At 53.2% G+C, this 12,480-nt stretch carries 12 protein-coding genes; 11 read left to right on the forward strand and 1 reads right to left on the reverse strand.

The window, feature by feature from the left end; translation table 11 throughout:
• Positions 1–101: 101 nt before the first annotated feature.
• The 10 genes from GUC46_RS03565 to hybG all read left to right on the forward strand — a co-directional run bounded on the left by GUC46_RS03565 (position 102) and on the right by hybG (position 8,866).
• Entirely contained in the window at positions 102–1,742 is a 1,641-nt protein-coding gene (locus GUC46_RS03565) for a methyl-accepting chemotaxis protein (protein ID WP_160179754.1), read from the forward strand.
• An 84-nt stretch (positions 1,743–1,826) separates the two neighbouring features.
• Entirely contained in the window at positions 1,827–2,114 is a 288-nt protein-coding gene (locus tag GUC46_RS03570) for a DUF2623 family protein (protein WP_003838189.1), read from the forward strand.
• A 188-nt stretch (positions 2,115–2,302) separates the two neighbouring features.
• On the forward strand, positions 2,303–3,421 hold the full coding sequence (gene hybO / locus GUC46_RS03575; RefSeq protein ID WP_003024486.1) for a hydrogenase 2 small subunit: 1,119 nt from the start codon (positions 2,303–2,305) through the stop codon (positions 3,419–3,421).
• 2 nt (positions 3,422–3,423) lie between these two features.
• Positions 3,424–4,410 carry a hydrogenase 2 operon protein HybA gene (hybA, locus tag GUC46_RS03580; RefSeq protein WP_160179756.1) on the forward strand — a complete coding sequence of 329 codons (987 nt, stop codon included), beginning with the start codon at positions 3,424–3,426 and terminating at the stop codon, positions 4,408–4,410.
• Complete coding sequence (gene hybB / locus GUC46_RS03585; RefSeq protein ID WP_003024479.1) at positions 4,400–5,578, forward strand: Ni/Fe-hydrogenase cytochrome b subunit; 1,179 nt, start codon at positions 4,400–4,402, stop codon at positions 5,576–5,578. The genes hybA and hybB overlap by 11 nt, the downstream gene beginning before the upstream one ends.
• Positions 5,575–7,278 carry a hydrogenase 2 large subunit gene (gene hybC, locus GUC46_RS03590; RefSeq protein ID WP_160179758.1) on the forward strand — a complete coding sequence of 568 codons (1,704 nt, stop codon included), beginning with the start codon at positions 5,575–5,577 and terminating at the stop codon, positions 7,276–7,278. Before hybB ends, hybC begins: the two co-directional genes overlap by 4 nt.
• Positions 7,278–7,772, forward strand: coding sequence for a HyaD/HybD family hydrogenase maturation endopeptidase (locus tag GUC46_RS03595; protein WP_160179761.1), 495 nt, complete (start codon positions 7,278–7,280; stop codon positions 7,770–7,772). Before hybC ends, GUC46_RS03595 begins: the two co-directional genes overlap by 1 nt.
• Complete coding sequence (gene hybE / locus GUC46_RS03600; protein ID WP_003024465.1) at positions 7,765–8,253, forward strand: hydrogenase-2 assembly chaperone; 489 nt, start codon at positions 7,765–7,767, stop codon at positions 8,251–8,253. The genes GUC46_RS03595 and hybE overlap by 8 nt, the downstream gene beginning before the upstream one ends.
• Positions 8,246–8,587 carry a hydrogenase maturation nickel metallochaperone HypA gene (hypA, locus tag GUC46_RS03605; protein WP_003024462.1) on the forward strand — a complete coding sequence of 114 codons (342 nt, stop codon included), beginning with the start codon at positions 8,246–8,248 and terminating at the stop codon, positions 8,585–8,587. Before hybE ends, hypA begins: the two co-directional genes overlap by 8 nt.
• Before the next feature lie 30 nt (positions 8,588–8,617).
• A complete protein-coding gene (gene hybG / locus GUC46_RS03610; protein WP_003024459.1) occupies positions 8,618–8,866 on the forward strand; it encodes a hydrogenase maturation factor HybG in 249 nt (82 codons plus the stop codon).
• 95 nt (positions 8,867–8,961) lie between these two features.
• On the opposite strand, the gene yghU is transcribed toward hybG, so the two are convergent.
• Positions 8,962–9,828: a glutathione-dependent disulfide-bond oxidoreductase gene (yghU, locus tag GUC46_RS03615; RefSeq protein ID WP_003838197.1), complete on the reverse strand. Its 867-nt coding sequence runs from the start codon at positions 9,826–9,828 to the stop codon at positions 8,962–8,964.
• Positions 9,829–10,045: 217 nt separating this feature from the next.
• Here yghU and GUC46_RS03620 point away from each other — a divergent pair, with 217 nt between their 5' ends.
• Positions 10,046–12,334 carry an FdhF/YdeP family oxidoreductase gene (locus GUC46_RS03620; RefSeq protein WP_160179763.1) on the forward strand — a complete coding sequence of 763 codons (2,289 nt, stop codon included), beginning with the start codon at positions 10,046–10,048 and terminating at the stop codon, positions 12,332–12,334.
• Positions 12,335–12,480 lie beyond the last annotated feature (146 nt).

A 12,480-nucleotide genomic window follows, 5' to 3' on the forward strand; every position in this document is an offset into this window, starting at 1 on the left:
TAAAAAAATAAAGAACGCATTATATCTTCTCTACTGCCTGCCGATAACAAGGATAAGTATCGCCTGATGGCGAATTCCTCATCAACGGCAAGGAAATTATTATGCGTTTGCTGAAAAACTTCACTATTCGTATTGTCATGTTGGCAATACTGGGACTTTTCTGCCTGCTCTGGTCGGGCGTGGGTTTATTCAGTCTTCATTCGTTATCAAAAATATCTGAAGGCAATGATATTGACCGCCATCTTGTCCATCAGATGACGGTTCTCAGTCAGGGTAACGATCAGTACTTTCGCTTCGTAACGCGCTTAAGTCGCGCCATGGATGTCAAAATGAGCGGCGGAACGCCTGATTTTGCGCCGGCGCAGCAGTCCCTGGAGAATATGAGTAAAAAACTCCAGGAGATGAAAACATTGTCTCCAGGCCCCATGGATCCGGAAGTTGCCGCGGCGGTACTGACGAAGTGGCAGGCGCTGCTGGACAATGGCGTGATCCCGCAAATGCAGTTGGCAAAGCAGGGCACGCTCACGGCCTTTGCGGAACATGCCAGTACCGTTACGCCAGCGTTGAGCCGTGAATTTGGCGCCAGTGCCGAGCGTTTTAACGCCACGGCAGGAGAGCGGCTTGATACCACCCGCGTGATGGTCGATGGCAAAACGTCTATCATCCGAACGTTAATTATTACTGCTGTTATCCTCGGTATTGCCCTACTGTTCTTTACCGACCGTTACCTCGTCGCCATGATGGTGAAACCTCTGGGACGCATCCGTCAGCAGTTCCAGCAGATTGCGCAGGGCGATCTCAGCCATCCCATTGAAGATTTTGGTCGTAACTGTGTGGGTCAACTGGTGCCGTTACTGTGCGCGATGCAGGACAGCCTGCGCGAAGCCGTCAGTACCATCCGTTCAGGTAGTGACAACATCTGGCGAGGGGCGACGGAAATTTCCACCGGTAATAACGATCTCTCCTCACGTACTGAAGAACAGGCCGCGGCGCTGGAAGAGACCGCTGCCAGCATGGAGCAACTGACCGCAACGGTAAAACTGAACGCTGAAAATGCGCGTGAAGCCAGCCAGCTTGCCGATACGGCCACAGAAACGGCAGGTAAAGGCAGCACGCTGGTTTCAGAAGTGGTTGAGACGATGGATGGCATTGCCGCCAGCTCTAAACAGATCGCGGAAATCACGTCAGTTATTAATAGTATTGCTTTCCAGACCAATATTCTGGCGCTGAACGCCGCAGTTGAAGCTGCCAGGGCAGGCGAGCAGGGGCGCGGTTTTGCCGTCGTTGCCGGTGAAGTACGCAACCTTGCCAGTCGCAGCGCCGGAGCGGCGAAAGAGATTGAGACGCTAATTGGCGAGTCATCTCGTCGTGTCGACCAGGGGGCTCGTCTGGTTAAAGAAACGGGATTAACCATGGAGGCAATTCTGCGCGGCGCCACCGAAGTTACGGTCATCATGAAGCAAATTGCCTCAGCCTCGGAAGAGCAGAATAAGGGCATCTCGCAGGTGAGCGTGGCGATCACGCAGATGGACAGCGTAACGCAACAGAACGCTGCATTGGTAGAGCAAGTCTCCGCCGCTGCCGTGGCGTTGGAAAGACAAACAGAGGAACTGCAACGCTCGGTGCAACAGTTCCGCCTCTCAGCGAATGATGTGCAATACGCCGCTGCTAATACTGCTTCCCCTTCAGTAGACAGCAAAACGTCTGCGGCAGCTAAAACGGATGAATGGGTGTCCTTTTAAGCTGGCATAAAAAGTTCGTGATACCTCTGGTCTTTGCTCAAAAAATCGCTATATAATTTATTATATGGCGATTGGAGGTTATGCATGGACAACCATTTTGGAAAAGGCCTGATGGCCGGATTAAACGCCTCAAGTGCGGACAGCGCACGCTCAGTGGCGAATTTTTGTGCGGATTATAAGCGTGGTTTTGTGTTGGGATTTTCACATCGCATGTTTGAAAAAACGGGCGATCGACAGCTTAGCGCGTGGGAAGCGGGCATCCTCACGCGTCGCTATGGACTGGATAAAGAGATGGTTATGGATTTCTTTAGAGAGAATCAATCCAGTACAACAATTCGTTTTTTCATGGCTGGCTATCGACTCGAAGCTTGATCCGAAAGGGGTATTATCTTGCTTTAATTAATTACACTATTGACCTACGCCTTCGTTTTGTTGCTCCGTCGAAGTATTATAATGCACATAACCATATAAAAAGTGTGGTAATGGCGCGCCGATCGCAATATGCAACATGCGAATGGTGCAAAATAAAAGCCAGGTCTTCGCAACGGAATAACTATAAAATGACTGGAGATAACTCTCTCATCAATTCGAGCGGCATTAATCGCCGTGATTTCATGAAGCTTTGTGCAGCACTGGCCGCTACCATGGGGCTCAGTAGCAAAGCCGCCGCAGAAATGGCCGAATCAGTTTCTCGTCCTCAGCGCCCACCGGTTATCTGGATTGGTGCCCAGGAGTGTACGGGTTGTACTGAATCGCTGCTTCGCGCGACACACCCTACAGTGGAAAACCTCGTTCTGGAGACAATCTCTCTGGAATACCATGAGGTGCTCTCTGCCGCCTTCGGCCATCAGGTTGAAGAGAACAAACATAACGCTCTGGAGAAGTACAAAGGGCAATATGTTCTGGTAGTAGATGGTTCTATCCCACTGAAAGATAATGGTATTTACTGCATGGTTGCCGGTGAGCCGATCGTGGATCACATCCGCCGGGCCGCAGAAGGCGCAGCCGCTATCATTGCCATCGGCTCTTGCGCCGCGTGGGGTGGTGTTGCTGCCGCTGGCGTTAACCCAACGGGTGCCGTCGGCCTGCAAGAAGTTCTGCCAGGCAAAACCATCATCAACATCCCCGGCTGTCCGCCGAACCCGCATAACTTCCTCGCAACGGTCGCGCATATCATCACTTACGGTAAGCCGCCGAAGCTGGATACCAAAAACCGTCCGACATTCGCCTATGGCCGTTTGATTCACGAGCACTGCGAACGTCGCCCGCACTTCGATGCTGGTCGTTTTGCGAAAGAGTTTGGCGATGAAGGCCACCGTGAAGGTTGGTGCCTCTACCATCTGGGCTGTAAAGGGCCAGAAACCTACGGCAACTGTTCAACGCTGCAATTCTGCGACGTTGGCGGCGTGTGGCCGGTGGCTATTGGTCACCCTTGCTACGGCTGCAACGAAGAAGGCGTCGGTTTCCATAAAGGTATTCACCAGCTTGCTCATGTGGAAAACCAAACGCCGCGTTCCGAGAAGCCTGACGTCAATATGAAAGAAGGCGGTAATGTATCTGCCGGAGCGATTGGACTGCTGGGTGGCGTAGTAGGACTGGTTGCCGGCGTCAGCGTGATGGCGGTACGTGAACTGGGGCGTCAGCAAAAGAAAGATAACGCTGACTCACGGGGAGAATAACCGTGAACAGACGTAACTTTATTAAAGCAGCCTCCAGCGGGGCATTGCTGTTGGGCGCAGCGCCGTCCATCAGTCATGCGGCTGCAGAAAACCGTCCGCCGATCCCGGGTTCTCTTGGGATGCTCTATGACTCGACGCTGTGCGTAGGCTGCCAGGCCTGTGTCACCAAGTGTCAGGATATCAACTTCCCGGCCCGTAACCCGGAAGGCGAGCAAACCTGGTCGAACAACGACAAACTGTCTCCGTATACCAATAACATCATCCAGGTGTGGCGTAGCGGAAAAGGCGTGAACAAAGACCAGGAAGAAAATGGCTACGCATACATCAAGAAACAGTGCATGCACTGTGTTGATCCGAACTGCGTTTCCGTTTGCCCGGTCTCCGCGCTGAAGAAAGATCCGAAAACCGGCATCGTCCATTATGACAAAGACGTCTGCACGGGCTGTCGTTACTGCATGGTCGCCTGCCCGTACAACGTGCCTAAGTACGACTACAACAACCCGTTTGGTGCGCTTCACAAATGTGAACTGTGTAACCAGAAAGGCGTTGAGCGTCTGGACAAAGGCGGTTTGCCGGGTTGTGTTGAAGTGTGCCCAGCCGGTGCGGTGATTTTTGGTACTCGTGAAGAGTTGATGGCTGAGGCGAAAAAACGTCTCGCGCTGAAGCCTGGCAGCGAATACCACTATCCGCGTCAAACGGTGAAAGCAGGCGATACCTATCTGCATACGGTACCGAAGTACTACCCACACCTGTACGGTGAGAAAGAAGGTGGTGGTACGCAGGTTATGGTGCTGACGGGTGTTCCTTACGAGGATTTGGATCTGCCGAAGCTGGATGATCTTTCAACTGGTGCGCGTTCCGAACATGTTCAACATTCCCTGTACAAGGGCATGATATTACCCCTGGCTGCGCTGGCGGGCTTAACCGTGCTGGTTCGTCGTAACACGAAAAACGACCATCACGATGGAGGAGACGATCATGAGTCATGATCCTAAACCGCTGGGCGGAAAAATAATCAGCAAACCGGTCATTATTTTTGGGCCGCTTATCGTCCTGTGTATGCTCCTGATCGTGAAACGTCTGGTCTTCGGATTGGGCTCAGTCTCCGATCTGAACGGCGGTTTCCCATGGGGTGTATGGATCGCGTTTGACCTGTTGATTGGTACTGGCTTTGCGTGCGGCGGTTGGGCGCTGGCGTGGGCGGTGTATGTTTTCAACAGAGGACAATACCATCCGCTGGTACGTCCGGCGCTGTTGGCGAGCCTGTTTGGCTACTCGCTGGGTGGTCTGTCAATCACCATCGACGTCGGTCGTTACTGGAACCTGCCGTATTTCTACATTCCGGGTCACTTCAACGTGAATTCGGTACTGTTCGAAACGGCGGTCTGTATGACCATCTATATCGGCATCATGGCGCTGGAATTTGCTCCGGCTCTGTTTGAACGTCTGGGGTGGAAAGTTTCTCTCAAGCGTTTGAATAAAGTGATGTTCTTTGTTATTGCCCTCGGCGCGCTGCTGCCAACCATGCACCAGTCTTCAATGGGTTCATTGATGATTTCTGCGGGTTATAAGGTGCATCCGCTTTGGCAAGCTTATGAAATGTTGCCGCTTTTCTCGGTATTAACCGCCTTTATTATGGGCTTCTCGATCGTCATCTTTGAAGGCTCACTGGTACAAGCGGGTCTGAAAGGTAACGGTCCGGACGAGAAAAGTTTGTTCATCAAGCTGACGAACACCATCAGCGTGCTGCTGGCGATTTTCGTGGTTCTGCGCTTTGGCGAACTGATCTATCGCGACAAGCTGTCGTATGCGTTTGCAGGCGATTTCTACTCAGCCATGTTCTGGCTTGAGGTCGTGCTGATGGTCTTCCCGCTGGTTGTGCTGCGCGTCACTAAGCTGCGTAATGACTCGCGCATGCTGTATCTGTCTGCGCTGAGCGCATTGCTGGGTTGTGCAACATGGCGTCTGTCCTATTCGCTGGTGGCGTTCAATCCTGGTGGTGGCTACCACTACTTCCCGACCTGGGAAGAACTGTTGATTTCTATTGGTTTTGTGGCTATTGAGATTTGTGCATACATCGTACTCATTCGTCTACTGCCGATACTTCCTCCTTTAAAACAAAACGATCAAAATCGTCATGAGGCGAGCAAAGCATGAGCCAGAGAATTACTATTGATCCGGTAACCCGTATTGAGGGTCATTTACGCATCGACTGCGAAATCGAAAATGGCATGGTATCTAAAGCATGGGCTTCCGGTACCATGTGGCGCGGCATGGAAGAGATCGTGAAAAACCGCGATCCGCGCGATGCCTGGATGATTGTGCAGCGTATCTGTGGCGTTTGTACGACCACTCACGCTATCTCTTCCGTTCGTGCAGCAGAAAGTGCGCTGAATATTGATGTTCCGGTGAACGCACAGTATATCCGTAACATCATTCTGGCCGCGCACACCACGCATGACCATATTGTTCACTTCTATCAGCTGTCTGCGCTGGACTGGGTGGATATCACCTCTGCCCTGAAAGCTGACCCAGCGAAAGCATCTGCCATGTTGAACGGCGTGTCCTCCTGGCACCTGAACAGCGCAGAAGAGTTCACCAAGGTTCAGAACAAGATCAAAGATCTTGTTGCCAGCGGTCAGTTAGGCATTTTTGCTAACGGTTGCTGGGGTCACCCGGCAATGCAGCTGCCGCCGGAAGTGAACCTGATTGCGGTCGCTCACTATCTGCAGGCGCTGGAATGCCAGCGTGATGCCAACCGCGTTGTGGCGCTGTTGGGCGGTAAAACGCCGCACATCCAGAACCTGGCGGTAGGTGGGGTTGCTAACCCGATTAACCTCGACGGTCTTGGCGTGCTGAACCTTGAGCGTCTGATGTACATCAAGTCATTCATTGATAAGCTGAGCGACTTCGTTGAGCAGGTTTACAAGGTTGATACCGCGGTCATTGCTGCGTTCTACCCTGAATGGCTGGAACGTGGTCAGGGCGCGGTTAACTACCTGAGCGCGCCGGAATTCCCGACTGACGGTAAAAACGGCAGCTTCCTGTTCCCGGGTGGTTACATTACTAATGAAGATCTGTCGACCTATCGTCCGATCACCTCTCACTCCGATGAGTACCTGATCAAAGGGATTCAGGAGAGCGCGAAACACGCGTGGTACAAAGACGAAGCGCCGCAGGCTCCGTGGGAAGGTACAACGGTTCCTGATTACACCGGTTGGTCAGATGACGGCAAGTACTCCTGGGTTAAAGCACCGACCTTCTACGGTAAAACGGTTGAAGTGGGTCCGCTGGCCAACATGCTGTGTAAACTGGCGGCCAAACGCGAGTCTACTCATGCCAAGCTGAATGAAATCATCGCGATTTACACCAAGCTGACCGGTAAAACTATCGAAGTGTCTCAACTGCACTCTACGCTGGGTCGTATTATTGGCCGTACCGTTCACTGCTGTGAACTGCAGAACGTTCTGCAGGATCAGTACAACGCGCTGATCGTGAACATCGGTAAAGGCGACCATACCACCTTCGTGAAACCGGATATTCCGGCAACGGGCGAATTCAAAGGTGTTGGTTTCCTCGAAGCGCCGCGCGGTATGCTGTCTCACTGGATGGTCATTAAAGATGGCATTATCAGCAACTACCAGGCGGTTGTACCGTCAACCTGGAACTCTGGCCCACGTAACTTTAATGATGAAGTGGGACCGTATGAGCGCTCGCTGGTAGGAACGCCGATTGCCGATCCAAACAAACCGCTGGAAGTGGTTCGTACCATTCACTCCTTCGATCCTTGTATGTCATGTGCGGTGCATGTGGTGGACGTTGACGGGAACGAAGTGGTCTCAGTTAAGGTTCTGTAATGCGGATATTAGTCTTAGGGGTCGGCAATATTTTGCTGACCGACGAAGCCATCGGAGTACGTATCGTTGAGGCATTAGAGCAACGGTACATCCTGCCAGACTTTGTTGATGTTCTGGACGGTGGTACGGCTGGGATGGAGCTTCTCGGCGATATGGCGAACAGAGATCATCTGATCATTGCTGACGCCATTGTGTCGAAGAAAAACACGCCAGGAACGATGATGGTCCTACGGGATGAAGAGATCCCGGCGCTGTTTACCAACAAAATCTCACCGCACCAGCTTGGCCTGGCCGACGTTTTGTCGGCCCTGCGTTTCACCGGAGAGTTTCCGAAAAAGCTGACGTTAGTCGGCATTATTCCGGAATCACTGGAGCCGCATATCGGGCTAACGCCAACGGTCGAAGCGATGATTGAACTTGCGCTTGAGCAGGTTCTTGCTGCGCTTCGCGAATCAGGTGTTGAAGCGATCCCTCGGGAGGCGGCTCATGTCTGAGGAGTTTGTCGGTTTTCAGACGGCCCCGAAGATGCAGATTCAGGCAGCGTTTGAAGAGGTTGCCCGGCGTTCGATGCACGATCTCTCTTTCTTGCATCCGAATATGCCGGTATATGTCTCTGATTTTACGCTGTTTGAAGGGCAGTGGACGGGGTGTGTTATCACACCCTGGATGCTCAGCGCACTGATTTTCCCTGGACCAGACCAGGTCTGGCCGGTACGTAAAGTCAGCGAAAAAATCGGGCTGCGTCTGCCGTATGGCGAGATGACCTTTACCGTTGGTGAACTGGAGGGCGTATCACAATACCTTTCCTGTTCACTGATGTCGCCGCTTTCGCACAGCATGTCTGCGCAAGAAGGTGTGCGCCTGACTGACGATTGTGCGCGAATGCTGTTATCGCTGCCGGTGAGCGATCCTAATGCGCCGCAGCTCAATCGCCGCGCGCTGCTGCTGGGTCGTCGGAACTGCGAAAATGCATGAGCTGTCCCTTTGTCAGAGCGCGGTTGAGATTGTTCAACAGCAGGCAGAGCAGCACGGTGTCAAACGTGTAACCGGCGTTTGGCTGGAAATTGGGGCGCTCTCCTGTGTTGAAGAGAGCGCCGTGCGTTTCAGTTTCGACATCGTCTGTCAGGGGACGCTGGCGCAAGGGTGTGAGCTGCATATTGATTACAAGCCAGCCCAGGCATGGTGCTGGGATTGCAGTCAGGTTGTGGAAATCACCCAGCATGATGCGCAGTGTCCACATTGTCAGGGGGATCGTCTGCGAGTTGATGCGGGCGATTCACTGAAAGTGAAAAGTATTGAAGTCGAATAACCCATAGGTTGCTATGGGGCGGAGTCAGATATGTGTATTGGAGTCCCTGGTCAGGTTCTGGCCGTTGGTGAAGATATTCACCAGCTTGCGCAGGTTGAAGTGTGCGGCATCAAACGTGATGTCAATATTGCCCTGATTTGTGAAGGTGATACGGCTGAGCTGGTCGGGCAATGGGTGCTGGTGCACGTAGGGTTCGCCATGAGCATCATTGATGAAGATGAAGCTAAAGCCACGTTAGACGCACTTCGCCGTATGGAGTACGACGTCACCAGCGCGTGATTTTATGCCGGATGGCGGCGCAAACGCCTCATCCGACCTACGGCATGACATCTTTGTAGGCCTGATAAGACGCCCCGGCGTCGCCATCAGGCATTTTAAGCCTGGCGCTTATCTTCGGTATTGGTATCGAAGTCGCTGGCGTCATGGCGTTCATGAAGCTGCTCGTTCAGCGGTCCGTTGGTACGGTTCACAATACGACCACGCTTAACCGCCGGACGCGACGCAATCTCTTTTGCCCAGCGCTGCACGTGCTTGTAGCTTCCTGCATCAAGGAACTCTGCCGCGTCGTACACGTTACCCAGAACCACATTGCCAAACCACGGCCAGACTGCCATATCGGCAATGGTGTATTCATCTCCGGCGACAAACTGATGCTGCGCTAACTGTTTATCCAACACGTCAAGTAAGCGCTTGGCTTCCATGGTGAAGCGATTAATCGCGTATTCAATTTTAACCGGCGCATAATTATAGAAGTGACCAAAGCCACCGCCAAGGAACGGGGCAGCACCCTGTAACCAGAACAACCAGTTTAGCGTTTCAGTACGTTTTGCCAAATCCTGCGGCAAGAAATAACCATATTTTTCCGCCAGATAGAGTAGGATTGCGCCAGATTCAAATACGCGAACCGGTGGGTTTTGCGAGTGGTCACGCAGTGCCGGGATCTTCGAGTTCGGATTCACCTCAACAAAGCCGCTGGAAAACTGATCTCCATCGCCGATGCGGATAATCCAGGCATCGTATTCCGCGCCCTTCACGCCCTGCGCCAGCAACTCCTCCAGCATAATCGTCACTTTCTGCCCGTTTGGCGTACCCAGCGAATAGAGCTGCAGCGGATGCTTGCCAACCGGCAGCGTTTTCTCGTGTGTAGCGCCGGAAACAGGGCGGTTGATATTGGCGAATGCGCCGCCGTTCGATTTTTCCCACGTCCAGACTTTCGCGGGCTGATAGGTATTGTCTGACATAGTGACCTGCCTTCTGAGTGGTTGTTTGATGCAGTGTAGCAGCCAGGTAGAACTGAATTTAACAGATTGGGACTTTATGCCGTTTTGTGCTGAAAGGGGAAGATAAATCTAACCCGTTCATTGTACCTGGCCCGTACTCCATGAAGAGGAAATCATTGTTGCACGGAAATTGCTACCGTATTCGCCATCAAAAATTGGCGGTGAATAAGCAGTAATAATGAAAAAGGGTGTTCCAGGAGTAAGCGGTTATCAGGGCCCGGCGGGTGGGTGGGGCGCGGTAAAAGCCGTCACTGCTTCGCTGTTTTCGCAAAAGGCTGTCGCCCGCGACATTATCGCGATGTTTAAAATGAACCAGGTGAAAGGATTCGACTGTCCGGGCTGTGCATGGCCGGACCCTGGCCATCGGGCACCGATGGAGCTGTGCGAAAATGGCGTTAAGGCGGTTTCCTGGGAGACAACCAACAAGAAAGCGTCACCAGAATTTTTCAGCCGTCACCCGGTTTCCACACTCTGGCATTACAGCGATTATGAGCTGGAAAACATCGGTCGTTTAACGCAGCCGATGAAATACGATGCCGCGTCAGACACATGGCAGGCGGTGGATTGGGATATCGCCTTCCAGGAAATCGGCGAGCGTCTGCGCAGTTATGATTCAGCCCAGCAGGTTGAGTTTTACACCTCCGGCAGAACGTCAAATGAAGCAGCGTTCCTGTATCAGCTGTTTGCCCGCGAATATGGCAGCAGCAACTTCCCTGATTGCTCAAACATGTGCCACGGACCGACCAGCGCAGGGTTAACGCCAGCCATTGGCCTTGGAAAAGGAACCGTTGAACTTGAGGACTTTGACCACTGCGATCTGGTGATTTGTATCGGGCATAACCCTGGCACTAACCATCCGCGCATGCTGACCACCTTACGCGACGTTGCCAAACGCGGGGCTAAAATTATCTCCATTAATCCGCTGAACGAAAGGGGGCTTGAGCGCTTTAGCTTCCCGCAAAGCGCGAAAGAGATGTTCACCGGTCAGGCGACGGCGCTGAGCAACGACTACTACCAGGTAAAAATGGGCGGTGACGCTTCGCTGCTCAAAGGCATCATGAAAGCGCTAATCGAAATGGACGAAGCGCGGATCTTATTGGATCAGCAGCCGACGCTCGATCATGCGTTTATCGAAGAGCATACCGCTGGATATGCCGCGTTGTATGATGACTTACGCCAGCGTAGCTGGGCGGAGCTGGAACAGGACTCGGGTCTGACGCGCAGTCAGATGGAAGATCTGGCGCACAGCTACAGTAAATCCCGCGCTACGATTGTTTGTTACGGCCTGGGCATCACCCAGCATAAAAACGGCACTGAGAACGTTCAGCAACTGGTAAACCTGCTGCTGCTGAAAGGAAATATAGGTAAGCCGGGGGCGGGGATCTGCCCGTTGCGCGGTCACTCTAACGTGCAGGGCGATCGTTCTGTGGGGATCAACGAAGCGGCGTCCGAAGATTTCCTGCAACGCCTTGAGACGTATTTTTCTATCCGTGTTCCGCGCAAACATGGTCGTTCCAGCGTGGAGAGTATTCGCGCCATTGAGCGCGGAGACGTAAAAGCACTTATCTGCATGGGTGGCAATCTGGCGGTGGCGATGCCCCAGCCGCAGCGTACCTTTGCGGCGATGAAAAAGCTGGATCTGCAGGTCCATGTGGCGACCAAACTGAACAGATCGCACCTGCTGCTGGCAAAACACAACTATTTGCTCCCCGCGTTGGGTAGAACCGAGCGCGATCTGCAAGCTACGGGCATTCAGTCTGTGACCGTCGAAGACTCAATGTCGATGGTCCACGCGTCCTGTGGCGCGCTGAAGCCGGCTTCCCGCTGGCTAAAATCCGAGCCCGCGATTGTGGCGGGCATGGCGCGCGCAACGCTGCCGCTTTCGCCGGTAAACTGGGAAGCGTTGACCGGGGACTACGCGCTGATCCGTAATGCCATTGAAGCCGTGATCCCGGCGTTCCACGACTACAACGCCCGTATTGCTGAACCGGGCGGGTTTCGTATGGATACCCCTGCATCGCGTCGTGAATGGCGAACGGTAAATGGCAAAGCCAACTTTATCGTCAGCCATCAGCGGGCGGTAGAGCGGGAGAACCAGCCTGCTGCTGCGCTTGTGCTGGCGACGCTACGCAGCCACGATCAGTACAACACCACGATTTATGGTATGAACGATCGCTATCGTGGCATTACCGGCCGTCGGGATGTGGTGTTTTTAAGCGCTGAAGAAGCGATGAGGCGCGGTCTGAGCCAGGGTGATGTGGTCAACGTTCAGGCGCTGGACGACAACGGTCAGCCCTGCGCGGATCGCATCATGTACGGCTTAACGGTGGTGATTTACAACATGGCGGCGGGCTCAATTGGCGCGTATCTGCCTGAAGCGAATGTCCTGCTCTCGTTGGAGGCGGTGGATACACAAAGTTTGACTCCGGCCTATAAAAGCGTGCCGGTAATCCTTACCCAGGTGTAGTTCCTGTTGTGAATTTTTCGCCTCTGAGCGCCAGTCGCTGCGTTGAGGTGTATGATGATGTCGACCTCTGTCCGGTTAGTGTCGCAGAGCAGGCAATCAGAGCGAAAAATTCACGCCAACCTGCTCAGGCTGTATTGTTTTGAGGT

This window comes from Citrobacter sp. LUTT5, from assembly GCF_009905315.1.
Lineage (GTDB): Bacteria > Pseudomonadota > Gammaproteobacteria > Enterobacterales > Enterobacteriaceae > Citrobacter > Citrobacter freundii.

What these genes read in the sequence shown, in the direction of transcription:
- GUC46_RS03565 (WP_160179754.1), top strand. Translation starts at nt 102, where the DNA reads ATGCGTTTGCTGAAAAACTTCACTATTCGTATTGTCATGTTGGCAATA.
- hybC (WP_160179758.1), top strand. Translation starts at nt 5,575, where the DNA reads ATGAGCCAGAGAATTACTATTGATCCGGTAACCCGTATTGAGGGTCAT.
- hypA (WP_003024462.1), top strand. Translation starts at nt 8,246, where the DNA reads ATGCATGAGCTGTCCCTTTGTCAGAGCGCGGTTGAGATTGTTCAACAG.
- yghU (WP_003838197.1), bottom strand. Translation starts at nt 9,828, where the DNA reads ATGTCAGACAATACCTATCAGCCCGCGAAAGTCTGGACGTGGGAAAAA.
- GUC46_RS03595 (WP_160179761.1), top strand. Translation starts at nt 7,278, where the DNA reads ATGCGGATATTAGTCTTAGGGGTCGGCAATATTTTGCTGACCGACGAA.
- GUC46_RS03570 (WP_003838189.1), top strand. Translation starts at nt 1,827, where the DNA reads ATGGACAACCATTTTGGAAAAGGCCTGATGGCCGGATTAAACGCCTCA.
- GUC46_RS03620 (WP_160179763.1), top strand. Translation starts at nt 10,046, where the DNA reads ATGAAAAAGGGTGTTCCAGGAGTAAGCGGTTATCAGGGCCCGGCGGGT.
- hybB (WP_003024479.1), top strand. Translation starts at nt 4,400, where the DNA reads ATGAGTCATGATCCTAAACCGCTGGGCGGAAAAATAATCAGCAAACCG.
- hybE (WP_003024465.1), top strand. Translation starts at nt 7,765, where the DNA reads ATGTCTGAGGAGTTTGTCGGTTTTCAGACGGCCCCGAAGATGCAGATT.
- hybO (WP_003024486.1), top strand. Translation starts at nt 2,303, where the DNA reads ATGACTGGAGATAACTCTCTCATCAATTCGAGCGGCATTAATCGCCGT.
- hybG (WP_003024459.1), top strand. Translation starts at nt 8,618, where the DNA reads ATGTGTATTGGAGTCCCTGGTCAGGTTCTGGCCGTTGGTGAAGATATT.